The sequence below is a fragment of the Gillisia sp. Hel1_33_143 genome (assembly GCF_900104765.1).
Classification (GTDB): domain Bacteria; phylum Bacteroidota; class Bacteroidia; order Flavobacteriales; family Flavobacteriaceae; genus Gillisia.
The window spans coordinates 3,008,323-3,031,711 of the sequence record NZ_LT629737.1; the positions used below are offsets into that span (position 1 = coordinate 3,008,323).

The 23,389-nt window shown below is 34.4% G+C and carries 24 protein-coding genes and 1 other RNA gene; 13 read left to right on the forward strand and 12 right to left on the reverse strand.

Features of this window, described 5'->3' with window-relative positions:
* Positions 1–4 precede the first annotated feature (4 nt).
* Both cmk and lon read right to left on the reverse strand, forming a co-directional pair.
* Positions 5–706 (reverse strand): (d)CMP kinase, encoded by a 702-nt coding sequence (cmk, locus tag BLT84_RS14060; RefSeq protein ID WP_091266989.1) that lies wholly within the window; start codon positions 704–706, stop codon positions 5–7.
* A gap of 93 nt (positions 707–799) precedes the next feature.
* Entirely contained in the window at positions 800–3,250 is a 2,451-nt protein-coding gene (gene lon, locus BLT84_RS14065) for an endopeptidase La (protein ID WP_034894972.1), read from the reverse strand.
* 212 nt (positions 3,251–3,462) lie between these two features.
* Here lon and BLT84_RS14070 point away from each other — a divergent pair, with 212 nt between their 5' ends.
* Genes BLT84_RS14070 through BLT84_RS14085 form a run of 4 tightly spaced genes read left to right on the forward strand, consistent with a single transcriptional unit; the run spans position 3,463 to position 6,432 of the window.
* Positions 3,463–4,023: an RNA polymerase sigma factor gene (locus BLT84_RS14070; protein WP_091266992.1), complete on the forward strand. Its 561-nt coding sequence runs from the start codon at positions 3,463–3,465 to the stop codon at positions 4,021–4,023.
* The gene (locus BLT84_RS14075) at positions 4,013–4,582 is read left to right on the forward strand and encodes a hypothetical protein (RefSeq protein ID WP_091266994.1); all 570 of its coding nucleotides are present in this window, start codon (positions 4,013–4,015) and stop codon (positions 4,580–4,582) included. Before BLT84_RS14070 ends, BLT84_RS14075 begins: the two co-directional genes overlap by 11 nt.
* Positions 4,563–5,669: a hypothetical protein gene (locus tag BLT84_RS14080; RefSeq protein ID WP_091268241.1), complete on the forward strand. Its 1,107-nt coding sequence runs from the start codon at positions 4,563–4,565 to the stop codon at positions 5,667–5,669. The genes BLT84_RS14075 and BLT84_RS14080 overlap by 20 nt, the downstream gene beginning before the upstream one ends.
* A gap of 31 nt (positions 5,670–5,700) precedes the next feature.
* Positions 5,701–6,432, forward strand: a complete 732-nt coding sequence (locus BLT84_RS14085; RefSeq protein WP_091266997.1) for a head GIN domain-containing protein — start codon at positions 5,701–5,703, stop codon at positions 6,430–6,432.
* 30 nt (positions 6,433–6,462) lie between these two features.
* Here BLT84_RS14085 and BLT84_RS14090 read toward each other — a convergent pair whose 3' ends face one another.
* Entirely contained in the window at positions 6,463–7,806 is a 1,344-nt protein-coding gene (locus BLT84_RS14090) for an MFS transporter (protein WP_091267000.1), read from the reverse strand.
* Between the two features lie 63 nt (positions 7,807–7,869).
* On the reverse strand, positions 7,870–8,691 hold the full coding sequence (locus BLT84_RS14095; protein ID WP_091267004.1) for a M48 family metallopeptidase: 822 nt from the start codon (positions 8,689–8,691) through the stop codon (positions 7,870–7,872).
* A gap of 177 nt (positions 8,692–8,868) precedes the next feature.
* On the opposite strand from BLT84_RS14095, the gene BLT84_RS14100 reads away from it, so the two are divergent.
* From BLT84_RS14100 to lpdA, 5 genes are all read left to right on the forward strand, one after another.
* Entirely contained in the window at positions 8,869–9,738 is an 870-nt protein-coding gene (locus tag BLT84_RS14100; protein ID WP_091267008.1) for an alpha/beta hydrolase, read from the forward strand.
* Between the two features lie 28 nt (positions 9,739–9,766).
* On the forward strand, positions 9,767–10,255 hold the full coding sequence (gene msrB / locus BLT84_RS14105) for a peptide-methionine (R)-S-oxide reductase MsrB (RefSeq protein WP_091267011.1): 489 nt from the start codon (positions 9,767–9,769) through the stop codon (positions 10,253–10,255).
* A 6-nt stretch (positions 10,256–10,261) separates the two neighbouring features.
* A complete protein-coding gene (gene msrB / locus BLT84_RS14110) occupies positions 10,262–10,657 on the forward strand; it encodes a peptide-methionine (R)-S-oxide reductase MsrB (RefSeq protein WP_091267015.1) in 396 nt (131 codons plus the stop codon).
* Positions 10,658–10,673: 16 nt separating this feature from the next.
* Complete coding sequence (locus BLT84_RS14115) at positions 10,674–11,225, forward strand: hypothetical protein (protein ID WP_091267018.1); 552 nt, start codon at positions 10,674–10,676, stop codon at positions 11,223–11,225.
* Between the two features lie 161 nt (positions 11,226–11,386).
* On the forward strand, positions 11,387–12,778 hold the full coding sequence (gene lpdA / locus BLT84_RS14120) for a dihydrolipoyl dehydrogenase (RefSeq protein ID WP_091267021.1): 1,392 nt from the start codon (positions 11,387–11,389) through the stop codon (positions 12,776–12,778).
* Positions 12,779–12,828: 50 nt separating this feature from the next.
* Here lpdA and BLT84_RS14125 read toward each other — a convergent pair whose 3' ends face one another.
* The 3 genes from BLT84_RS14125 to BLT84_RS14135 form a co-directional block, all read right to left on the reverse strand.
* The gene (locus tag BLT84_RS14125; RefSeq protein ID WP_091267024.1) at positions 12,829–13,536 is read right to left on the reverse strand and encodes a diphthine--ammonia ligase; all 708 of its coding nucleotides are present in this window, start codon (positions 13,534–13,536) and stop codon (positions 12,829–12,831) included.
* A gap of 5 nt (positions 13,537–13,541) precedes the next feature.
* Entirely contained in the window at positions 13,542–13,961 is a 420-nt protein-coding gene (aroQ, locus tag BLT84_RS14130) for a type II 3-dehydroquinate dehydratase (protein ID WP_091267027.1), read from the reverse strand.
* A gap of 85 nt (positions 13,962–14,046) precedes the next feature.
* A complete protein-coding gene (locus BLT84_RS14135) occupies positions 14,047–14,673 on the reverse strand; it encodes a porin family protein (RefSeq protein ID WP_034895010.1) in 627 nt (208 codons plus the stop codon).
* Between the two features lie 113 nt (positions 14,674–14,786).
* On the opposite strand from BLT84_RS14135, the gene xerA reads away from it, so the two are divergent.
* Both xerA and BLT84_RS14145 read left to right on the forward strand, forming a co-directional pair.
* Positions 14,787–15,689: a site-specific tyrosine recombinase/integron integrase gene (gene xerA, locus BLT84_RS14140; RefSeq protein ID WP_091267031.1), complete on the forward strand. Its 903-nt coding sequence runs from the start codon at positions 14,787–14,789 to the stop codon at positions 15,687–15,689.
* Positions 15,690–15,762: 73 nt separating this feature from the next.
* Positions 15,763–16,713, forward strand: a complete 951-nt coding sequence (locus BLT84_RS14145; protein ID WP_091267034.1) for an aldo/keto reductase — start codon at positions 15,763–15,765, stop codon at positions 16,711–16,713.
* 77 nt (positions 16,714–16,790) lie between these two features.
* Here BLT84_RS14145 and rny read toward each other — a convergent pair whose 3' ends face one another.
* From rny to BLT84_RS14165, 4 genes are all read right to left on the reverse strand, one after another.
* A complete protein-coding gene (rny, locus tag BLT84_RS14150) occupies positions 16,791–18,359 on the reverse strand; it encodes a ribonuclease Y (protein WP_034895019.1) in 1,569 nt (522 codons plus the stop codon).
* Between the two features lie 51 nt (positions 18,360–18,410).
* A non-coding RNA gene (ssrS, locus tag BLT84_RS14155) (6S RNA) lies at positions 18,411–18,530 on the reverse strand.
* A gap of 57 nt (positions 18,531–18,587) precedes the next feature.
* Positions 18,588–18,881, reverse strand: coding sequence for a cell division protein ZapA (locus tag BLT84_RS14160; protein ID WP_034895022.1), 294 nt, complete (start codon positions 18,879–18,881; stop codon positions 18,588–18,590).
* A gap of 9 nt (positions 18,882–18,890) precedes the next feature.
* Positions 18,891–19,181 carry a hypothetical protein gene (locus BLT84_RS14165; protein ID WP_034895025.1) on the reverse strand — a complete coding sequence of 97 codons (291 nt, stop codon included), beginning with the start codon at positions 19,179–19,181 and terminating at the stop codon, positions 18,891–18,893.
* A 184-nt stretch (positions 19,182–19,365) separates the two neighbouring features.
* On the opposite strand from BLT84_RS14165, the gene BLT84_RS14170 reads away from it, so the two are divergent.
* Entirely contained in the window at positions 19,366–21,054 is a 1,689-nt protein-coding gene (locus BLT84_RS14170; RefSeq protein WP_091267037.1) for a M23 family metallopeptidase, read from the forward strand.
* A gap of 83 nt (positions 21,055–21,137) precedes the next feature.
* On the opposite strand, the gene BLT84_RS14175 is transcribed toward BLT84_RS14170, so the two are convergent.
* Positions 21,138–22,286, reverse strand: coding sequence for a cysteine desulfurase family protein (locus tag BLT84_RS14175; RefSeq protein ID WP_091267040.1), 1,149 nt, complete (start codon positions 22,284–22,286; stop codon positions 21,138–21,140).
* Between the two features lie 86 nt (positions 22,287–22,372).
* On the opposite strand from BLT84_RS14175, the gene BLT84_RS14180 reads away from it, so the two are divergent.
* Positions 22,373–23,377 (forward strand): hypothetical protein, encoded by a 1,005-nt coding sequence (locus BLT84_RS14180; RefSeq protein WP_091267042.1) that lies wholly within the window; start codon positions 22,373–22,375, stop codon positions 23,375–23,377.
* The last annotated feature ends 12 nt before the right edge of the window (positions 23,378–23,389 follow it).

Below are 23,389 nucleotides of genomic sequence, written 5' to 3' on the forward strand. Positions count from 1 at the left end.
CAACTTATTTTTGTTTAGCAATTACCTCATTTGCAAGATTCAGTAAGGTATGGAATTGCTCCTCTAAGGTTAGTGAAGAATTATCTATTTCTATAGCATCATCTGCCTTAATTAAAGGAGAATCTTCTCTAGTAGTATCTAAATGATCTCTTTCCGTAACATTTTTTAGAACCTCATCATATTTCACTTTATCACCCTTTTCTTCCATTTCTTTAAAGCGACGCTTAGCTCTTTCTTCTGCAGTTGCTGTCATGAACAACTTAAGTTCAGCATCGGGAAATACAACAGTTCCTATATCTCTACCGTCCATAACTACCGCTTTTTCTTTTCCTAAAAGTTGCTGTTGCTGTACTAATTTCACTCTTACCTCTGGCACTGCTGCCACTTGACTAACGAAGTTTGAAACCTTCATTTGTCTAATTTCATCTTCTACATTTTCATCATTCAGATAAATTGCTGCAAAACCTAAGTTTTCATCGAATTTGAATTTCAATGTAATTTCAGATAACTTTTCAATTAAAGATTCCTTATCAAAAGAGGTCTCGGTTATAAAGGAATTTCTTAACGCATATAATGTTATAGCTCTATACATAGCACCAGAGTCTACGTATACATAGCCTAATTCTTTTGCAATTTGTTTAGCTACAGTACTCTTTCCTGTAGAAGAAAATCCGTCTATCGCTATGGTGATTTTATGATCTGTCAAAATTGATTTTTTAATTGATTGAAATTACAGTGCAAAAATACATAATCAGATGTATCATTTAATAAAAAACCCGGCCATTAGCCGGGTTTATGTTTATAAAGTTTTTGCGTTCTTCACTTTCTCATCTGTGAGCGCTAAGGTTATTACTTCACTCATGTCTTTTACATAGTGAAAGGTAAGACCTTTAAGATATTCTGCTTTTATCTCTTCAATATCTCTCTTATTCTCTTCACACAAAATAAGCTCGGTAATTCTTGCGCGCTTAGCAGCAAGTATCTTTTCTTTGATTCCTCCTACAGGTAGAACTTTTCCTCTAAGTGTAATCTCACCCGTCATTGCTATATTCTTTTTCACCTTTCTTTGAGTAAATAATGAAACCAAAGAAGTTAGCATTGTTATTCCTGCACTAGGACCATCTTTTGGAGTAGCACCTTCTGGCACATGAATATGTACATTATATTTCTCAAATACTTCTGCATCTAATCCAAGAATATCTGCATTTGCTTTAATATATTCCATAGCGATAGTTGCAGATTCCTTCATCACTTTTCCTAAGTTTCCGGTTATATTTAAGTTCCCTTTACCTTTAGATAGTATAGATTCAATAAATAAAATATCTCCTCCAACTTGAGTCCAAGCCAAACCTGTAACTACTCCGGCTACTTCGTTATTCTCGTATTTATCTCTCTCCATTCTAGGACTTCCTAAAATTTTGATAACATCTTCATTAGTTATCTTAACGTTATACTCTTCTTCCATGGCAATATTCTTAGCCGCATATCTTACCATTTTGGCAATTTGCTTCTCCAAACCACGCACACCAGATTCTCTTGTATAACCTTCAACTATTTTCTCTAGCTGCGCTTTACCAATTTTTATGTTATCCTTGGTAAGCCCGTGCTCTTCCAACTGCTTAGGCAATAAGTGTTGCTTGGCGATCTCAACCTTTTCTTCAATAGTATATCCTGTAACATTAATGATTTCCATTCTATCTCTAAGTGCAGGTTGAATGGTAGACATATTATTAGCAGTGGCAATAAACATCACCTTAGAAAGATCAAACCCCATTTCTAAGAAGTTATCATGAAACTCACTATTTTGCTCGGGATCTAGTACTTCTAATAATGCTGAAGATGGATCTCCGTTATGACCATTAGATAACTTATCTATTTCATCTAATACAAACACAGGGTTGCTAGTACCAGCCTTTTTCAAACTCTGAATTATTCTACCAGGCATCGCACCGATGTAGGTTTTTCTATGTCCACGAATCTCTGCTTCATCTCTTAAACCACCTAAAGAAATACGTACATATTCCCTTCCCAAGGCTTCTGCTACAGATTTACCTAAAGATGTTTTACCAACTCCCGGAGGACCGTATAAACATAGAATTGGAGACTTCATATCATTACGCAATTTTAACACTGCTAGGTATTCTATAATACGTTCCTTAACATCATCTAACCCGTAATGATCTCTGTCTAGAATTCTTTTAGCTCTTTTAAGATCAAATTTATCTTTACTGAATTCATCCCAAGGAAGATCCAAGAACAGATCTAAGTAATTTCTTTGAATGCTATATTCGGCTACCTGTGGATTCATTCGCTGCATCTTAGAAAGCTCTTTATTAAAGTGCTTCTTAATTTTCTCGCTCCACTTTTTCTTCTTGCCACGCATTCTCATTTCTTCCAACTCATCGTCTTGAGAAACTCCCCCCAACTCTTCTTGAATGGTTTTCATTTGCTGATGTAAGAAATACTCACGCTGCTGCTGGCTCATATCGCTTTGAACCTTGCTTTGAATGTCATTCTTCAATTCCAATTTCTGAAATTCAACATTCATATATTTCAAGGTAGCTAATGCTCTTCCTTTAAGATCATTGTTCTCCAATAGTTTCTGCTTCTCCTCTACCGTAAGGTTCATATTAGAAGAAACAAAATTTATCAAGAAAGAAGGACTTTCAATATTCTTTATTGCAAAAGAAGCTTCCGTGGGAATATTAGGGCTTCCCTTAATAATTTGCAAAGCAAGTTCTTTTATTGATTCTATGATCGCACCAAACTCAGCATTTTCCTGTTCTGGTCTTGCTTCAGGAACTTCTTTTATAGAAGCAGTTATATAAGGAGTCTCAGAAATTATCTCTTCAATCTCAAAGCGTTTTTTTCCCTGAATGATCACTGTTGTGTTTCCATCAGGCATTTTTAACACTCGTAAGATCCGAGCTACTACCCCAGTCTTAAAAATATCTTTATCCTTAGGGTTCTCGACTTCTTCATCTTTTTGAGCTACAACTCCAATAACCTTATCCCCATTATTAGCATCATTAATTAGTTTAATAGATGCATCTCTTCCTGCAGTTATAGGTATCACAACTCCTGGGAATAATACTGTATTTCTTAGGGGTAATATAGGAAGCGCGTTAGGAAGCTCTTCTTTATTTATCTCTTCTTCGTCTTCAGGCGTCATTAAAGGAATTAATTCTGCATCTTCATCTATTCCTTGAAATGACAAACTGTCAATATTTAATAATTTTGATTTAGCCATATCGTTTTTTAGGTCAAACTGTCATTACAGTTTATTATTCAATCTGTCTTAAGGCCTCTAAATTGCTGGGGTTACAAAACCGCTGCTCTAAAAGGACTTATCTTTTTAATCAATTCAATTCTTGTGCCACCTATTATTAGCTAAATTATTTTATTAAAACTGTAACAATTTAATTTGAAGACTATCTTTATAATAGAGCTAAGGGAATTTTCTTGATAACAACTATTAATTATATAGACGATTTGATATTGCGATGTCGCAAAGGCGAGCAACGTGCGCAGTTAGAAATATATAATAAATATTACAGAGCAATGTATAATACCGCACTTAGAATTGTTAACAACAGTGCAGAAGCGGAAGATATAATGCTAGAAGCTTTTATAAAGGCTTTTGCTAAAATTAAAAGTTTTAAAGGAAAATCAACTTTTGGTGCTTGGTTAAAAAGAATCGTGGTGAACCTAAGCATTAATTCATTTAATAAAAGATCTAAATATCAGGAAGTTTCTTATCAAGATGAATTTAAAAATGATGTATTTGATGATGAAGGAATAGATCATAATGAAGATCAAATCAATTCTAAAGTTTTAAAAGTTCTAAATGCAATGAAATGCCTGAAGAATAATTACAGGATCATTCTGCATTTACATTTAATTGAAGGCTATGATTATGAAGAGATCTGCGAGATCATGAAACTTAGTGCCGCTAATTGCAGAACAACAATTTCTAGAGCGAAAGAAAGCTTGAGAGCAAAATTATTAGAAAATGAAAAATAGAGATATAGATATAAACGAGCTATTTAAAGATCAGGATTTTGATCTTGTAGAGCCTGCTAATGGTCATCAAGATAGGTTTTTAGAAAAGTTGAAGCACCATGAAGATTCAAAACCTAAAAATCATTATAAGCTTAGAACGCTATGGGCTCCAATTGTAGCAGTTGCTGCGAGTATAATTTTGGTGATCTTACTTACAGGAAATCTATGGGCTCCAAAACTGGCTACAGAAAATACCGATCTAGCGGCAGTTTCTCCAGAAATGAAAGAAACTCAACATTTTTACAACCAGTTAATAAAAACTGAATTAGAGAAGGTAAATACCGCTAAATCTCCAGCAACAGAGGCAGTTATTAAAGATGCATTAGCACAAATGAAAAGGCTGGATATAGAATATACCAAACTGAAAGACGATTTAAACAGTAGCGGCAAAGATAAGCGTGTAATTTTTGCAATGGTCTCTAACCTTCAACAACGTATAGATATATTAAATAACGTTTTATCTAGAATAGATGAAATTAATGAACTTAAAAACCTTAAAGATGAGAACAATTATATATAAACTGCTGTTTCTATTAGCAATACTGCCAAGTATTATATTTGCCAAAAATTCACCGGTTTCAGGAGAAATGAATGGGAGACATACTAAACAGAAGAAGGTTTCTAAACAATTCAATGTTTCTGCCAACGACCTGCTTAAAATTGACAACAGCTACGGAAATATAGACATCACTACATGGGACAAAAATACAGTGAGTATAGAAGTGCTCATTAAGACTAATGGCGATGATGAGGATAAAGTCCGTCAAAAATTGGAAGATATTCGAATAGAGTTCAATCAAGGTTCTTCCTACGTAAGCGCTAAAACCTATTTTTCTAAGAACGAGAATAATTCCTGGTGGGATATTCTTTTTGAAAATAGTAACAATGTTAATATGGAAGTAAATTATATTATTAAGGCTCCAATTACCAACAACATAGATATTAGTAATGATTACGGAAATATATATTTAGACAAATTAACCGGGGATTCTAAGATTAGTTGTGATTATGGCACAATAGATATTGGAGAATTACGAGGAAATAGTAATAGGATTAGCTTTGATTATTCCAGAAATAGTCATTTTGGATTTGTGAACAAAGCGGTGATAAGTGCAGATTATTCTGAATTTACTATAGAAGATGCAAATTCTATAGACCTCTCTGCAGACTATACAAATTCCCAATTTAATAAAGTAGAGCTTTTAAAATTTAGTTGTGATTATGGAAGCTTAACAGTGGGAAAGGTGAAGAGAGTTTCTGGTTCCGGAGATTACCTTAGTACAAAAATTGGTCAGATTCATCAAAATGCAGATCTTAATTTTGATTATGGTAGCGTTTCTATTGATAAAATAGTAAAAGGTGCCGGAGATATTTCGTTAAACACAGATTATACAGGAGTAAAAATTGGATATGCCTCAGACCAAGCTTTCAATTTTGATGTAAATACTTCATACGGTGGAGTAAAAGGCTTGGATAATTTCGAAATTAGAAAACAGAATTCCAGCTCTTCAGATAAAAGTTTCTCCGGATATTATCTAAATGCAAATAGCAGCAGCAATATTAGAGTGAAAGCCAGCTATGGCAGCGTCTCTTTCAGAAAAAATTAAACAAAATAACTATAACTAAAAAACAACACCAATGAAAAGATTATCAATTATTATAGCAATAATGTTACTAGGAATATCTACTATGAACGCACAATGGTTTGGCAGTAAAACCATTAAAGGGAATGGTAAAATGACCAGTGAAAAAAGATCTACGGGAAATTATGAAGGAGTTGCCCTAGTAGGATCGATGAATGTTGAATTAATTGCCGGTAAAGAAGGTGCATTAACTATAGAAGGCGAAAGTAATTTATTAGAATATATAACCACGGTGGTAGAAAATGGTAAGCTTAAGATCTCAGTAGAAAAAGGAGTTTCTATTCAATCTTCTAATAATAAGACCATTAAAATAACGGTGCCCTTTGAAGATATAAATGAAGTAACCCTTACAGGCTCCGGAGATATCTGGAACAAGGATAGAATAAAATCTGAATATTTAACAGTGAACGTTACAGGTTCTGGTGATATTAAATTGAACATCTATGCCAAAGAGGTTAAAAGTGGTGTTACAGGATCTGGAGATATAATGCTCTCTGGAAGCACTAAATCTTTAAATTGTGCAGTAACCGGCTCCGGTGATTTTCAAGCTTTTCAATTGAATGCAGAAGATGTTGAAGCAGCTGTTTCCGGTTCTGGGGATATTGAAATTAGCGCGTCTAAATCTCTAGAAGCTAAAGTCTCCGGTTCCGGGGATATAACTTATAAGGGAAATCCGGAGAAGCAGAATTTTAAAACTTTTGGTTCTGGAGATATTTCAAAATACTAGCAAAATTAATCTTACAATGCTGAAGACCTGTTACGCTGCTAACGGGTCTTTTTTTATGCTTTCTTCTTTAGGAACTCTAAGCAATAAAATAACGCCTATTACAAAGAAGATTACTAAAAATAATATAGAACTTCTCACACTACCTGTGATCTCCGCTACTATTCCGTATAGAAGCATTCCTATTACAATTCCAATTTTTTCTGCAACATCATAAAAGCTAAAATAACTTGCAGTATCTAGCGTGTTAATAGGGAGCATTTTAGAATAGGTAGACCTAGATAATGCCTGGATTCCTCCCATGACAAGACCAACGCCTGCAGCAGCAACATAAAAGTCTTGAGGAGTAATTATAAAATAGGCATATACACATATTACGATCCAGAAAATATTTAAAATAATTAAGGTTCTTATATTTCCTATTACTATTGCAAGCCTAGAAGTAAGAGTTGCTCCAAAAACAGCAACCAGTTGTATTAGTAGGATACTCACAATTAAACCTGTGGTAGGATCCTGATCTCCCCAATTTAATTCTTCAATGCCAAAATAAGTTGCAATAAGCATTACAGTTTGTACAGCCATGCTATATGTAAAAAAAGCAACGAGATATCTCTTTAATCTTTTATGATGTGTAAGGGAATTCCATATTTTTCTAAGTTCCTTATATCCATTAAAAAGTACATTCTTGGTAATTTTCTGTTTCTTATTTCCTTTTGGCAGATAATAATAAGTGTATTGGCTAAAACCTATCCACCAAACCCCAGTTAAAACAAAAGATAGCCTAGTAGGTAAACCTTCATCTTCAAATCCAAACCATTCAAACTTCAAGATCATTACCAAGCAGATAATAAGCAAGATCACACTTCCAATATATCCTAGAGAAAAGCCTTTCGCACTAATTTTGTCTTGTTGTTCTTGAAATGCTATATCTGGTAAATAAGAATTATAAAAAACTAAGCTAGACCAAAATCCTATTAAAGCTAGAAAGTAACATAATAGGCCAAACCACAAGTAATCTAAACTGAACCAGAACAAACCTATGCAGGAAATAGCTCCTAGATAACAGAAGAACTTTAAAAACGATTTTTTATTTCCTACGTAATCTGAGATTCCAGATAAGAACGGACTTAAAATTGAAACCGCTAAAAATGCAAGTGCGGTAACATAACTTATTAGAGAATCATTATTTAAGTTGAAACCTAAAAATTGAACTTTATCACTTATAATTTGTCCTTCGTCATTCTTAATAATAGTAATGGCCCCATAAAATATTGGGAAGATTGCTGAAGTTATAACAAGACTATAAACGGAGTTTGCCCAATCATAAAATGCCCAAGCATTTAACAATTTTTTACTCCCTTTTTGAAGGTTTTCCATTTGTTAAAAATAGAAAAAGCTACCTTATGAAGGTAGCTTTAATACTTTATATTTTTTTGAATCTTATTTAAATGAGGTTACACCGTATTTTCTAGCTTCAACTTTAGCTTGAGGTGCCCATTGTGTAAGATTATTAATTCTTGTCTGATTAGAAGGGTGTGTACTTAAAAATTCTGGTGGAGCTTGTCCTCCAGAGTTAGCTTGCATTCTTTCCCACAATTGTGCAGCCTCATCTGGATTATAACCAGCAATAGCCATTAAAGTAAGACCAATATGATCTGCTTCAGATTCATGACCTCTGCTAAAAGGCAACATTACCCCTACTTGAGAACCTAATCCATAAGCTTGTGCAAATATTTGTTGAGTTTGTTGACTTTTACCACTAAGAGCAACGGTACCTGCTACTGCGCCTAATTGTTGTAATTGACCAGCACTCATACGCTGAGCACCATGATCTGCCAAGGCGTGGGCTACCTCATGAGCCATAATTACTGCTAATCCAGTTTCATCTTTAGCTATAGGAAGAATTCCTGTATAAACCACTGTCTTTCCTCCTGGCATTGCAAATGCGTTTACTGCATCATCTTTTACAAGACTAAACTCCCATGCGAAATCTTTAAGGTACCCTTGGTATCCATTAGCGTTTAAATATCTTTCTGACGCTGTTACGATTTTCTGCCCTATGTTTTTAACCATTTGGGCCTCTTTAGTACCAGTAACAACTTCATTTTCAGTTAAAAACTGATCATACTGAGCGAAAGATGCCGGGAAAATTTGCTCATTAGATACAAAATTCAAATTCTTCTCACCGGTAAAAGGATTTGTTTTGCAACCTAATACTGTAGACACAGCAAGTACAACTATTAATAGTGATTTAATTTTCATAATTATTGGTTTTAGATCGATAAATGTACAAAAGCGTAACGCTAGCCTTAAAAAGTTTATGCTTGCTTTAACAATTAACATTTTTCAAAAATGATACCAAATTTCATGAATAGAATCTCGAAGCAACCCAGATCGCTTATTATCCAACAAATTAGTACCTTTCGGATTTATAATAATATGGCAAAAAAGCACTCTCACAAAAAACCTGTTCAGGTTTTACTTACTCCAAAATATATTTTTACTATCGGAAAGATTCTTACCAAGATCTCCCCCTTTTTAGCAAGTAGATTTGCGGCTCGTTTATTTCTTACTCCCTTTAAGTATAAATTACCTGAAAGAGAAAAAGAAATGGATGCTAGATCAATTCAGGAAAAGATCATGGTGTCTTCTATAAATAGAGAAATTATTATTTACACTTATGGCACCTCTCCAAAAAAAGTCCTTCTGGTACACGGTTGGAGCGGCAGAGGAACTCAACTTTCTCTAATTGCCAAGGCCCTATTAGAAAAAGGATATAGTGTAGTTAGTTTTGATGCACCGGCACATGGTAAAGCTTCTGGTAAAGTTAGTATGATGCCTTTCTTTATTGAATCTATCCATCATATTTCAAAAAAATATGGTCCTTTTGAAGCGGCGATAGGACATTCTCTAGGAGGAATGTCTCTGTTAAGGGCTGCAAAAGATGGTTTCGATATTAAAAGATTGGTGATTATAGGCACTGCTAATAGTGTTACTCATATTACTAAAGAGTTTGCAAGAAATATGAAATTAAATGAGGATGTAGCAGAAAAAATGAAATCCTATTTTGATGAGAGATACGGCGAGAACATGGATAACTATTCTGGGGCAATTTCTGCCAAGGAGGTTAAGATCCCAACGCTTATTATTCATGACGAAGATGATGTAGATGTCCATATAAGTTCTGCACATGAAATTTCTGATAACTTAGAAAATTCAGAATTATTCCTGACTAAAGGACTTGGTCATAGAAAGATACTTGGAGACCCAGAGGTTATTAACAAAACCACAACGTTCATCGTGGTATAATCTTTGTAATTTTAGTAAAAAAATAAAGATGAAAAAGTTAATTCTAGTTCTTCTAGCAGTTGTAACCTTTAGTTGTAATGGAAATGCGCAGAAGAAAGAACAGAAAGGTGATGTAGCCTTTAAAATAGAAAAATCTGATGCAGATTGGAAATCAGAATTAAGCCCTGAAGCTTACCAAGTTTTAAGACATGCTGCAACAGAGCCGCCTTTCTCTAGTGATTTGAACAAAATTAAGGATCCGGGAACCTTTGTTTGTGCCGCATGTGGGAACGAACTTTATACCACTGCTCGCAAATTTGAAAGCGGAACGGGTTGGCCAAGTTTTGACAAGCCCGTGAGTGATGACGCGCTTTATATTGGATCTGACAAAAAATTAGGCTATGCCAGAGATGAGGTAATTTGTGCCGATTGTGGCGGACATTTAGGACATGTTTTTAACGATGGTCCAAGAGAAACAACAGGAAAGAGATATTGTATGAACGGAGTAGCAATGGAGTTTAAACCTTCAAAAAAATAATATTCTATGAAGAAATATAATATAGAAAAACCAGAATCAGAATGGAAAGAGAAACTTTCTGAAGAACAATTTAGGGTCCTAAGACAAAAAGGAACGGAAGCTCCGCATACGGGAAAATATAATCTTCACTTTGCAGATAATGGAGATTACCACTGTGCTGCTTGCGATGCTAAATTGTTTGAGAGCAATTCTAAATTTGAAAGTGGTTGTGGTTGGCCTAGTTTTGATGAATCTATTGAAGGTAGTGTAGAATACATTCAGGATAGAACTTTTGGAATGTTACGAACTGAGATTCTATGCGCTAATTGTGGAAGTCACTTAGGTCATGTTTTTGATGATGGCCCAACAAATACTGGACAGCGCTACTGCGTAAACTCCGCAAGTATTGAATTTGAACAATAATATAAAACAACAAACTATGAAAAAGACATTTATACTTTTATTTTTAGCTGCAATCACGTTAACTTCTTGTAGCAGCGATGGTGATCAAGGACCTCAAGGACCACAAGGACCTGCTGGTGCAGATGGTTTAATAGGATCTGTTATAGACATTGAAAGTGATTTTACCGCCGGTAACAACTACGAACTTGGAATTAATTTCAATGATTACAATCTAGAAGTTTTTGAAACAGATGCAGTTTTGGTTTACTTAAAAACAGGTGAAGATGGAGTTGCCGATGGTGCTCCGGTTGAGGTTTGGAGACAAATGCCGCAAACATATTTTATAAATGGCGAAGCACTTCAATATAATTTTGATTATACCTACTTTAATGTATTAATGTACTTAGAAGGAACTGTAGATTTTGCAACCTTAGACTCAAGTTATACAGATAATCAGGTATTAAGAGTTGTAGTGGTACCAGCAGAATTTGCAAAAGACACTTCTGTAGATCTATCTAATATGAGTGCAGTTCTTAACGCACTTAATTTAGATCAGTCTGAAATTAAGACGATGAGTATATCTCATTAATATAACATTAAACTTGTTAAAAAAGCTTACTCCTAATTGAGTAAGCTTTTTTTATTTTAATCAAATAATCTTGTTGCGTATCTAAGTTTTTAAACACTTTCAGTTTAGCCTATTATTCCTTAAATTCGCAACTTCTTAAACTGTCATAAAAAATTCCGAATATGAGTAAATACGATATTATTGTTTTAGGAAGTGGTCCGGGAGGCTATGTTACTGCCATACGCGCTTCACAATTAGGTTTCAAAACCGCTATTATCGAAAAAGAAAGTCTTGGTGGAGTTTGTCTTAATTGGGGTTGTATTCCAACAAAGGCACTTCTTAAAAGCGCACAGGTATTTGATTATTTAAATCATGCTGAAGATTACGGATTGAAACTTGAAAATCCTGATAAAGATTTTGGAGCGGTTGTAAAACGTAGCCGTGATGTTGCAGAAGGAATGAGCAAAGGTGTTCAGTTCTTGATGAAGAAGAACAAAATTGATGTAATTAAAGGATACGGAAAACTTAAAGCGGGTAAAAAAGTTGTTGTTACAGATGAGAATGATAAAACTTCTGAAGTAGAAGCAGATCATATCATAGTTGCAACAGGAGCAAGATCTAGAGAATTACCAAGTCTTAAACAAGATGGTAAAAAAGTAATTGGCTACCGTGAGGCAATGACGCTTAAAGAGCAACCAAAATCTATGATTGTTGTAGGTTCTGGAGCAATTGGAGTAGAATTCGCTCATTTTTATAACGCAATGGGTACAGAGGTAACTATTGTTGAATTCTTACCAAATTTAGTTCCTTTAGAAGACGAAGAAGTTTCTAAGCAATTTGAACGTAGCGTGAAAAAAGCCGGAATTAAAGTAATGACCAACTCTTCTGTAGAGAGTGTTGATACTTCTGGGAAAACGATTAAAGCTAAAGTAAAAACCAAAAAAGGAGAAGAAACATTAGAAGCAGACATCGTACTTTCTGCTGTGGGAATTAAAACAAATATTGAAAATATTGGTCTTGAAGAATTGAACATCAAGACAGATAAAGATAAAATTGTTGTAAACGAGTGGTATCAAACCAACGTTTCAGGAATTTATGCTATTGGTGATGTTGTTGCAGGTCCTGCTTTAGCTCACGTTGCTTCTGCTGAAGGAATTACCTGTGTAGAAAAGATCGCCGGAATGAATGTAGAAGCTATAGACTACGGAAATATTCCTGGTTGTACTTATGCAACTCCAGAGATTGCGAGTGTTGGAATGACAGAGAAGCAAGCTAAAGAAGCTGGATACGAACTTAAAGTAGGAAAATTTCCTTTCTCTGCTTCGGGTAAAGCCAAAGCTGCCGGAACTCCAGATGGTTTTGTAAAAGTGATCTTTGATGCTAAATATGGAGAGTGGTTAGGTTGCCATATGATTGGTGCCGGAGTTACAGATATGATCGCAGAAGCGGTTTTAGGAAGAAAACTGGAAACTACAGGACATGAGGTATTAAAAACCATTCACCCTCACCCAACTATGAGTGAAGCGGTAATGGAAGCTGTAGCAGCTGCTTATGATGAAGTAATTCACCTATAAGGATTTAAATAAATTATAACAAAAAAGCTCCGAAATATTTCGGAGCTTTTTTATTTCATTCCAGACTGCAAATCGCAATAATAGAATTTGGAATCCCAAGTATTATTTTCATTTCCTTCAGAATAGATCTTTTTATAAACCTCCCCTTTAATATAAGATACCGGCGTTGAGAAAATTGGACCATCAAACACAAAGGTGTGAAATTCTCCATTTTCCCCACAAGGATCCACTCCATCTGGCAGGGAATCAACAAAGTCTTTATCAATAATTCTTCCGCAGAAATCTTTACTCAAAACCTTTGCATTTACACAGATGGTGATGGCTTTAAATCCTTTTGCAATAAAATCTAAAATAAGTTCCTTAGTATCTAATTTCCAAAGTGGAAAAACGGCTTTCATCCCAATTTCCTGTAATTTCTCTTCTCTGTATCTTTTTAGATCTTCAAGAAATATATCCCCAAAAACACTAATTCTAAAACCTTCATTTTTAAGAGAAGTAACCGCATCTTTCATTATTTTATTGTAATCCACCATAGAGACATCCCCAGCTGGTAATTTGATAAGGTGCAACTCGATTCCTAAATGCTCTGCTTGTTGCTTTAACAATTGCACATCAAGATTATGCATAGAAACTGAATTAGATTCAGAATTTACAGTAGTAACTAATTTCGTTATGGAGAGCTCAGCTTCTTGTTGAATTTTATATAGCGCAAAAGCAGCATCTTTCCCACTACTCCAATTCAAATATGCCTTTTTCATTTTACTTATTTATCTAAGAAACTTTGAATGGCAAGTTCATAGCTTTTCAACCCAAACCCTACAATGATACCTTTTGCGTTGGGTGACACAAAAGATTTATGCCTAAACTTCTCTCTAGAAAATGTATTAGAAATATGCACTTCTATAACAGGTGTTCTTATAGCCTTAATAGCATCTCCAATACCAATGGACGTATGTGTATAAGCTGCGGCATTTAAGATAATACCATCAAAAATAGTATCTGCCTTTTGAATCTCGTCTATTAATTCTCCCTCTATATTACTCTGAAAATATGAAAGTTCTGTTTCTCTATATTTAAATTGGAGTTCAGAAAAATACGTTTCAAAACTCTTATTACCGTAGGTATCTGGCTCTCTGGTTCCTAATAGATTTAGGTTTGGACCGTTGATTATCATTAATTTCATAACATAAAGATATTAATTTACACCATAAAAAAAAGCGGAAGAGATTCTCTTCCGCTTTTATAAACATTTTATATAAATCTAAATTCTAGAACATAAACCCAATACCTGCCTGAAATACTGAATGTTTAGCATCTGCCTTTGCAAAATAAGTATTTGCAGAATCATCATAAATATCAGATAAACCAGCATTGTATCTAGCATTTACAAAAAATCCACCTCTAAACTTATAAGATGCTCCTAATGCAACACTAAGATCTACCTTATTAAATTGGTCATCATCTAGAGAGATTGAATTGTTATCATTTGTTCCAGATGGATCATAATCAATTTCACTATTAACTAAGAATCCAACTTGTGGACCTGCCTCTAGAGACAAACCTTCAACAACATAGAATTTAGCAAGCACAGGTACATTTATATAATCTAATTGGTACTCAATATCATCTGCATCATTTCTATCTGCAATATCGTAACCTTGTCCTGAATATAGAACCTCTGGCTGAATAGAGAATCTTTCTGATAGTGGAATTTCTGCTAATAAACCTAAATTAAAGGATGTTCTCCCATCAGGATCATTATAAGAATTAATTCCATCTCCACTAAAATTAGAGAAGTTAATTCCTCCCTTAACCCCAAATAATGGAGATTCCTGAGCTGAAGCTGCGTTAATTCCTAAAAATGCAATTGCAATTGCTAATATTGACTTTTTCATTGTTTTTGTTTTAAAGTTCGGGGTCAAAATTAGTCGTACTTTTGTTAAGAAAGTGTTAGCCAAACTTAAAGTATTGCTAATAGATTTTACACAAAATGTTAATAAAGTAACTAATGAACTGGAAACAAGCAATTGGCGATTTTAACAACTACCTTCTTATAGAACGGGGACTTTCAAAGAATTCTGCAGTGAACTACTCCTTAGATATTCAAAAACTTATCAACTTTCTAGAAATCAATTCCATAGCTATTTCACCCGAAAAAATAGACACCAAGATCATACAGCAGTTTATATATGAAATTGCTAAGATCTTAAATGAAAGAACTCAATCTCGAATAATATCCGGCTTAAAAAGCTTCTTTAACTATTTAATTTTTGAAGGTTATAGAGTAAACAATCCTATGGAATTGATCGAGACCCCTAAAATAGGAAGAAAGCTGCCAGACACCCTATCTTTGGAAGAGATAGATGAGCTAATTGGTTGCATAGACCTGAGTGTAGCAGAGGGAGAAAGAAACAAAGCTATTATTGAAACGCTTTATGGCTGCGGACTTAGGGTTACTGAACTTATAAATCTTAAGCTGTCAGATCTATATTTCAAGGAAGGATTTATTCAGGTTACCGGTAAAGGAAATAAACAAAGGTTTGTGCCTATTGGAAACATCACACAAAATTATATTTCAGAATACATTTCAAACACTAGAGGCAACGTTCCTTTTAAAAAAGAAGATCAAGATATCGTTTTTCTAAACCGAAGAGGGAACTCGCTTACAAGAGCTATGATCTTTACAATAGTCAAGAACCTTTCTGTAACTTCTAATATCAATAAAAAGATTAGTCCACATACCTTCAGACATTCCTTCGCTACCCATCTATTAGAGAATGGAGCAGATCTTAGAGCCATTCAACAAATGCTCGGGCATGAGAGCATTACTACCACAGAGATCTATATGCACGTAGATAAAAGCCATTTAAAAGAAGTAATAACATCTTTCCACCCCCGTAGAAACTACTAAAGTTGTGCTAAAGTAGCTTTAGAATTCTCTATTGACTTTTATGATTTGTAATTTTATAAAAAATCAAAAGAGCATGAAAACACTAAAATTTAAGAACGGAGATGTAATGCCATCTATTGGCCTGGGAACTTGGAAATCTGGAAAAGGAGAGGTGAAAAAGGCAGTTAAGATTGCAATCGAAAATGGCTATAGACATATAGATTGTGCTGCAACTTACGGGAATGAAGCAGAAGTTGGTGAAGCCCTATCAGAAGTTTTAAAAGAAGGAACTGTAAAAAGAGAAGATCTATGGATTACCTCAAAATTATGGAATAACGCACATAAAAAAGATGATGTAATTCCTGCATTGGAGAAAACTTTGAAAGATCTTCAATTAGATTATTTAGATCTTTATCTAATTCACTGGCCAGTAGCTTTTAAACCAGAAGTTGCCTTTCCTGAAAATGATGAAGACTATCTTTCTTTAGAGGAGGCGCCAATAATAGATACTTGGAACAAAATGTTAGAGGCTAAGAAATCTAAGCTTACCAAACATATTGGGGTTTCAAACTTTAGTATTCCAAATTTGGAAGATCTAATTGAAAAAGCAGCGGAAGCACCAGAAATGAATCAGGTAGAACTTCACCCTTACCTTCAACAAAATAAACTTTTAGAATTCTGCAGTAAAAATGGAATTCATTTAACAGCTTATTCTCCGCTAGGAAGTGGTGATAGAACTGCAGAAATGAAAGCCAAGGACGAGCCTTCTTTATTAGAGAATAAGGTGATTAATAATATTGCTAAAAAACATGGAGCTTCACCTGCTCAGGTTATTATAAATTGGGATATGCTTAGAGGAACCGCTGTAATTCCAAAATCTACGAATGAAGGGAGGATCATTCAAAATCTAGCAAGTACTGGAGTGAAATTGGAGAAAGAAGATCTTCAACAAATTGCAGAGTTGGACGAACACTTTAGATATGTTACTGGAGAATTCTTTGTTACTAAAGGAAATTCTTATAATGATATCTTTAATGAGCAATAGGTATTGCTCATTATATCAATAAAAAATCCCCGTAATTAATTACGGGGATTTTTTTAATCATATATTTTATCTGCGAATTACTTTGCTATATTCACAGCTCTAGTCTCTCTAATTACCGTAACCTTAACCTGTCCTGGATACGTCATATCTGTCTGGATCTTTTGGGAGATCTCAAAAGATAGATTTGCAGCCTTGTCATCAGTTACCTTTTCACTTTCTACAATAACTCGTAATTCTCTACCAGCTTGAATAGCGTACGCTTTCTTAACTCCGCCAAATCCAAAGGCAATTTCTTCTAGATCTTTTAATCTTTGTATGTAAGAATCTAAAACCTGTCTTCTAGCGCCAGGTCTTGCACCACTAATCGCATCACATACCTGAACTATAGGAGAAAGTAAAGAGTTCATTTCGATCTCATCATGGTGAGCACCAATAGCGTTACAAACCTCAGCTTTTTCACCATACTTCTCTGCCCACTGCATTCCTAAAATAGCATGAGGCACTTCAGTCTCCGTATCTGGCACTTTTCCAATATCATGAAGTAATCCTGCACGTTTAGCTAGTTTAGGGTTTAAACCTAGTTCAGAAGCCATTACACCACATAATTTTGCAACTTCTCTAGAGTGTTGCAGTAAGTTCTGACCATAAGAAGAACGATATTTCATTCTACCTACAGTTTTTATAAGTTCTGGATGCAACCCATGAATTCCAAGATCTATAACAGTACGTTTACCAATATCAATGATCTCTTCATCGATCATCTTTTTGGTCTTCTTAACGACCTCTTCAATTCTAGCAGGGTGAATTCTTCCGTCTGTAACTAATTTATGCAGCGACAATCTGGCGATCTCTCTTCTTACCGTATCAAAGCATGAAAGAATAATTGCCTCTGGTGTATCGTCTACAATGATCTCTACTCCTGTAGCAGCTTCTAGCGCTCTAATATTTCTACCTTCTCTACCAATAATTCTACCTTTTACATCATCACTCTCCAGGTTGAATACAGAAACACAGTTTTCTACTGCCTCTTCTGTTCCAATTCTTTGAATGGTATTGATAATGATCTTTCTAGCTTCTTGTTGAGCGGTTAACTTCGCTTCTTCTATGGTATCTTGAATAAGTGCCATAGCATCTGCTTTTGCAACATCTTTTAAAGACTCTGTAAGCTGAGATTTAGCCTCACCTGCAGAAAGACCAGATATAACCTCTAATTGCTGCACTTTACTAGCATGCAATTTATCTATCTCTTGTTGTTTTTTCTCTAGATATTCGTTTCTATGGTCGTAGTCTTTAACCTTTTCGTCTATCTCTTTATTTAAATTCTTATTCTTAGCAAGCTCACTAGACAATTGAGATTCTTTGTCTCTTATACGTTTTTCTGCTTCTCCGATCTTCTTATCTCTTCCTAAGATCACCTTCTCATGTTCAGATTTAAGCTCTATAAACTTCTCTTTGGCTTGAAGGATTTTATCTTTCTTAATACTTTCAGCTTCAGATTTTCCTTCTCTTATAATTGATGCAGCTGTTTTCTTAGCGCCTTTTACAATTTTAGAAGCATTCTTCTTCTCTAATACCTTAGCAATTGCGAATCCTACTGCAACTCCTATAATGACTGAAATTATTATTGTAACTATTGTTGTACCCATATATTTGAATTAATTATATAAAAAAAGCCTGTATTAGCATTGATTTTGCATAAACTCCTTAAAACAAGTATAGGGCTAACAAGCTGATCAAGAATCCGTTCTACCAATAAATTGGATGACGGCGCGCTTTTACAACTAAAACTCACCCTTTTTAAAGAATCTTTGTTGAGTTTATCAAAAATAAAATCACTAATACAGGCAGTAAACCTTTGTGTTATTTAAATGAACTTATGTTGCTAAATGTTGTTGAAGAAGATCATTAAGTGCTTTTAATTTATCTTCTGCCAATTGTATCTCGCTGGAATTATCTATAGTTTTCTGCTCTGTTTGGGCTGCAAATTGTAAAGCGCACATAGCCAATACATCTTGCTTATCCCTTACCGCATAACTTTGCTCAAATTGCTTGATCATTGCCTCGATCTTCTTTGCAGCTTTACGCAAACCTTCTTCCTGGCTAGCCTGGATGGTTAACGGATATACTCTATCTGCAATAGAAATCTTTATTTTAAGCTTATCAGACATTAATTTTCTTTATTCAGATAATTGAACAATACATTGATCAATTTCTCTTATCAAGCTGTTTATTTTGAGCTTAGTTTCCTTTTTGTAATCTTTACTGCCTAGCATCGCGTTAGCTGCCTTTAGAGTTTGTATTTGATATTCAGAATTCTTTGCTTCTTCAATCAACCGTTGATTCTCTTGTTTTAAAAACTGCAATTCTTCTTCAGCATTATGATGTGTTTGTTTAAGTACATCATACCTGTGAAGCAATTTGCTTATTCTATTTTCAAGACTATCAACTATTTCACTAAAATCACTCATAAAAGCTCAACGTGCTACTTCTTCCCACAAAGTTAACATACCGCTTGAAATTTCCCAATACTTTTAAATCTATTTTCAAAAACCTATAGTTTCAGGGCAATTGACGCAGTATAAACTCGTTACTTATCCTTAAAAGTTTAATTATATTTACATCTCAATAAAAATCTCAATTTCATTGTTATCTATGAAGAAAATTCTAGCCATCTTTATCCTTCTTTCTACAGGTATTTCCCAGGCACAATCTAGTATTCCTTCCAATTATTTTAAAAATCCATTAGATATAGATCTGGTGTTGGCAGGTTATTTTGGAGAATTGCGCTCCAATCATTTCCACAGCGGATTCGACATTAAAACACAGCAGAGACAAGGTATAAATGTTATTGCTGCAGGTGATGGATATATTAGCAGAATTAATATCTCCAATTATGGATATGGAAAAGCTTTATATATACAACACCCTAATGGATATACTACGGTATACGGTCATCTCAAGAAATTTTCTCCAGAAATAGAAGCTTATATCAAAAAGCTACAATATGCCAAAGAATCTTATGAGATAGAAGTTTTCCCTGAAGCAAAAGATCTAGCATTAAATCAAGGAGACTTAATTGCATATAGCGGTAATACCGGCGGAAGCGGTGGGCCACATTTACATTTTGAAATTAGAGATGGGCAACAAAGACCTATGAATCCAGCATTATTTGGTATAGATATAAAAGATACACAGGCACCTATCATTAACAGCCTTTACGTTTACCCCCTTGGAGAAGAAGCTCAAGTAAATGGATCTGCGCAGCGCCAAAGATTAAAATTAACACCCTTAAGTGATGGAAGCTTTAAAGCCGAAGAAATAGATGCCTGTGGCGAAATTGGTTTTGGGATTTCCACTTTTGATAGACAGGATGGAGCTCCAAATCAAAACGGAATCTACAAAATAGAAACAAAGCTTAATGGAGATAAGGTTTTTGAAATAAAAATGGATAAGTTCTCATTTGCTGAAACCCGACACATTAATCAACTTATTGATTATGAATATTACAGCAGTAATAATAGCAGAATAACAAAGCTTTATAGAGGCTCAAATAACCCTTTAAGCATCTACGAAGAAGTAGTTAATAATGGCACCTTAGACATTAAAGACAGCTTAGATTATATGTTTAATATTAGTGTTGCAGATTTCAAGGGAAATATAAAGATGATTAGAATTCCGATTAAAGGAAAACAATCCCTTGTAAGAAATCCAAAAAATATTAAAAAGACAGATTATTTTGTACAGGCCAATGAAGCTTTTTCAACTGAAAATGGCCCTATAGATGTATATATACCTAAATCCAGTCTTTACGAAGATACTTACCTGGATATCGAATTTAAGGGAGACACCATTTACCTAAACGAAGACAATATTCCTATTCAGAACTATATTACCATTGGATTTGATGTTAGTAAATATAATGCTGAAGATCGAGATAAAATGTTTATCGCTAAATTGAACAAGCGCGGAAGACCATCCTACTCCAGCACTAAAAAGAAAGCGAATAGATTTACTACAGGAGTTAGAAATTTTGGAACTTATACCCTAGCCTCAGATAAGAATGCACCTTCTATCTATCCGGTTAACTTTAAAGACGGCCAATGGATATCTTCTAATAAAGATATAAGCCTTAAAATTTCTGATGATCTCTCTGGCATCAATAGTTTTAGAGCTACCGTAAATGGAAAATGGATCTTAATGGAATATGAGTATAAGAATAACACAATCACTCATGACTTTAGTGATGATGTTGTAACAGAAACCGAAAATATCCTTAAGGTTATAGTTACAGATAATGTGGGAAATAGTAAAACCTACGAAGCTACTTTCTTTAGAAAATAATTAAAATTTCATAAAAATTAAGCCTCTATTGATATAAACAAATGATTTAACCAATAGAGGCTTTTAAATTAAATATCAAGCATTTACTTATCAATAAACTCCTTCAAAGTTTCTATCACATAATCTATTTCTGCCTTAGTATTATATCTAGAAAAAGAAAAGCGAATAGATGGTTTTTTAAGATCCTCCTCCTCTAAAAATGCACTTAAAACATGAGAACCTTTATCGCTTCCACTCTGGCAAGCACTCCCTTTAGAACAGGCTATACCTTTAAGATCTAATTGAAATAACAACATCAAGGCCTTTTCCGCAGAAACTGGTAGACAAACATTAATTAGAGTATAAGTGCTTTTCTCAAGATCTTTAGAGTTCCCATTAAATTTAATGCCAGGAATTTCATCTTCTAAACGCTGAATAAAATAGGACTTAAGAGAAGTTATATACTCTCTTTCTTCATCCATATCTCTGTGGGCAAGTTTCAGCGCTTCCTCCAGACCTACAATATTATGAACACTTTCTGTTCCCGCTCTATGACCGCGTTCTTGCTCTCCGCCAAATATCAATGGTTTTAAGCCACTATGCTTTCTTACAAAGGCAAAACCAACTCCTTTTGGACCATGAAATTTATGAGCACTTACCGCTGTAAAATCTACCGGTATACTACCAAAGTCTAAGTTGAAATGCCCTACAGACTGCACCGTATCACATTGAAATAAAGCTTTATTAGCTTTGCACAACCCACCAACTTTATTGATATCTAGAATATTTCCAACTTCATTATTTACATGCATGAGACTCACCAGAGTTTTCTTAGTAGTATCCTGCAACAGCTCATTTAAATGATCAAGATCTACCTCACCAGTCTTAGTGATTTTTACATGCACAATTTCTACATCAAAACATTCTCTCAATTGGTTTACAGTGTATAATACTGCATGATGTTCTATTGGCGATGTTATAATTCTTCTCACATCAAGATCTCTAACCGCAGAATTTAAAGCTAAATTATCTGCTTCTGTACCTCCCGAAGTAAATACTATTTCTGATGCAGATACATTTAAGAACCCTGCTACAGTCTTTCGAGCATTCTCAATTAAAGATTTAGATGACCTTCCGTAACTATGTGTAGATGATGGGTTTCCGTAATTTTCTCTCATTACAGTAATCATTCTATCTATTACCTCATCGCGCATCTGAGTAGTTGCCGCGCTGTCTAGATATACTTTTTCCATGGGCACAAAAATAAAAGAAATAAAATTATTTATAGGAAGCTATCGTATAAAAACTTAAAGGTTTATTTTTGTTGAAAACCGTAGTCATGCGCAGTGCCTTTGCCTTTATCTTAATTAGTCTTTTTCTAGTTTCATGCAGTGATGGAGATCTTATTGTCTCTACCTTTGACTTTGAGGATAGCACATTAAGCTTATGTGGAGAAAATGAAACTCAGGTATTTTTTAATATCAATAATGACAATATTAATGAAACTATTTCATTTAAAACCAATAGAACTGCTTTCGGTAATTCTACTGAATTTAAGGATTATTTAGTAGAAAATAGTACCGTTAACGCGATAACTAATGATACCAATGCTGTAATTAAAATTGCACTTAATTCTAACAATGAAATCATATATAGAACCTACGACGGAGAGGTTACCAGTTCATATTTTTGTAATGAGATCCCTCCAAGTTCTCCTAAAGTTATCAACGAATATAAGAGCGTTTCCGGGGATGTAGATTCCTTCTTAGAAATTACTACCAGCGTATTAATAGGTGATGATGATGATGGAGATAATATTTCTAACGTAGATGAAGGAAAGGGTACTGGAAAAGATACCGATGGGGATACGATTCCAGATTATTTAGATGTAGATGATGATGGAGATAATGTTCTTACTAACACAGAAAGAATTGCTAACCCTGGAGATCCTACTACAGATGATGGCTACTTAGATACAGATGAAGATGGCATTCCTAATTATCTGGATGATGATGACGATGATGATACAATTCCTACAAGATTAGAGATCACCTCTGCAGCACAATCTCCTACACTAAATAAGAACGAAGCTAATATTGCGAAATATCTTGATAGATTTAGCAAAGATAAATTTGATGGAGAACCAAATGTAATAACAAACAACATTAGCCTAAAATACGTTTCTAGACTTACCGCAAAGAATGTTAAGTTTAAAAAGCAGGGAGATAATGGAGAGGAAATTTCTTATACAAGTTTTGTTCTAGGAACATTTACATCTGACGCTATTAGAACAGAAATTATACCTATAACTACAGAAGAAGAAATTAGTTCTAGAATCAATTAAAATATAAGGAGT

What these genes read in the sequence shown, in the direction of transcription:
- BLT84_RS14080 (WP_091268241.1), top strand. Translation starts at nt 4,563, where the DNA reads ATGAGAACAATTATATATAAACTGCTGTTTCTATTAGCAATACTGCCA.
- lon (WP_034894972.1), bottom strand. Translation starts at nt 3,250, where the DNA reads ATGGCTAAATCAAAATTATTAAATATTGACAGTTTGTCATTTCAAGGA.
- lpdA (WP_091267021.1), top strand. Translation starts at nt 11,387, where the DNA reads ATGAGTAAATACGATATTATTGTTTTAGGAAGTGGTCCGGGAGGCTAT.
- BLT84_RS14165 (WP_034895025.1), bottom strand. Translation starts at nt 19,181, where the DNA reads ATGAGTGATTTTAGTGAAATAGTTGATAGTCTTGAAAATAGAATAAGC.
- BLT84_RS14075 (WP_091266994.1), top strand. Translation starts at nt 4,013, where the DNA reads ATGAAAAATAGAGATATAGATATAAACGAGCTATTTAAAGATCAGGAT.
- xerA (WP_091267031.1), top strand. Translation starts at nt 14,787, where the DNA reads ATGAACTGGAAACAAGCAATTGGCGATTTTAACAACTACCTTCTTATA.
- msrB (WP_091267011.1), top strand. Translation starts at nt 9,767, where the DNA reads ATGAAAAAGTTAATTCTAGTTCTTCTAGCAGTTGTAACCTTTAGTTGT.
- BLT84_RS14115 (WP_091267018.1), top strand. Translation starts at nt 10,674, where the DNA reads ATGAAAAAGACATTTATACTTTTATTTTTAGCTGCAATCACGTTAACT.
- BLT84_RS14135 (WP_034895010.1), bottom strand. Translation starts at nt 14,673, where the DNA reads ATGAAAAAGTCAATATTAGCAATTGCAATTGCATTTTTAGGAATTAAC.
- rny (WP_034895019.1), bottom strand. Translation starts at nt 18,359, where the DNA reads ATGGGTACAACAATAGTTACAATAATAATTTCAGTCATTATAGGAGTT.
- BLT84_RS14160 (WP_034895022.1), bottom strand. Translation starts at nt 18,881, where the DNA reads ATGTCTGATAAGCTTAAAATAAAGATTTCTATTGCAGATAGAGTATAT.
- BLT84_RS14090 (WP_091267000.1), bottom strand. Translation starts at nt 7,806, where the DNA reads ATGGAAAACCTTCAAAAAGGGAGTAAAAAATTGTTAAATGCTTGGGCA.
- aroQ (WP_091267027.1), bottom strand. Translation starts at nt 13,961, where the DNA reads ATGAAATTAATGATAATCAACGGTCCAAACCTAAATCTATTAGGAACC.
- BLT84_RS14175 (WP_091267040.1), bottom strand. Translation starts at nt 22,286, where the DNA reads ATGGAAAAAGTATATCTAGACAGCGCGGCAACTACTCAGATGCGCGAT.
- BLT84_RS14180 (WP_091267042.1), top strand. Translation starts at nt 22,373, where the DNA reads ATGCGCAGTGCCTTTGCCTTTATCTTAATTAGTCTTTTTCTAGTTTCA.
- msrB (WP_091267015.1), top strand. Translation starts at nt 10,262, where the DNA reads ATGAAGAAATATAATATAGAAAAACCAGAATCAGAATGGAAAGAGAAA.
- BLT84_RS14125 (WP_091267024.1), bottom strand. Translation starts at nt 13,536, where the DNA reads ATGAAAAAGGCATATTTGAATTGGAGTAGTGGGAAAGATGCTGCTTTT.
- BLT84_RS14085 (WP_091266997.1), top strand. Translation starts at nt 5,701, where the DNA reads ATGAAAAGATTATCAATTATTATAGCAATAATGTTACTAGGAATATCT.
- BLT84_RS14170 (WP_091267037.1), top strand. Translation starts at nt 19,366, where the DNA reads ATGAAGAAAATTCTAGCCATCTTTATCCTTCTTTCTACAGGTATTTCC.
- BLT84_RS14145 (WP_091267034.1), top strand. Translation starts at nt 15,763, where the DNA reads ATGAAAACACTAAAATTTAAGAACGGAGATGTAATGCCATCTATTGGC.
- BLT84_RS14095 (WP_091267004.1), bottom strand. Translation starts at nt 8,691, where the DNA reads ATGAAAATTAAATCACTATTAATAGTTGTACTTGCTGTGTCTACAGTA.
- BLT84_RS14100 (WP_091267008.1), top strand. Translation starts at nt 8,869, where the DNA reads ATGGCAAAAAAGCACTCTCACAAAAAACCTGTTCAGGTTTTACTTACT.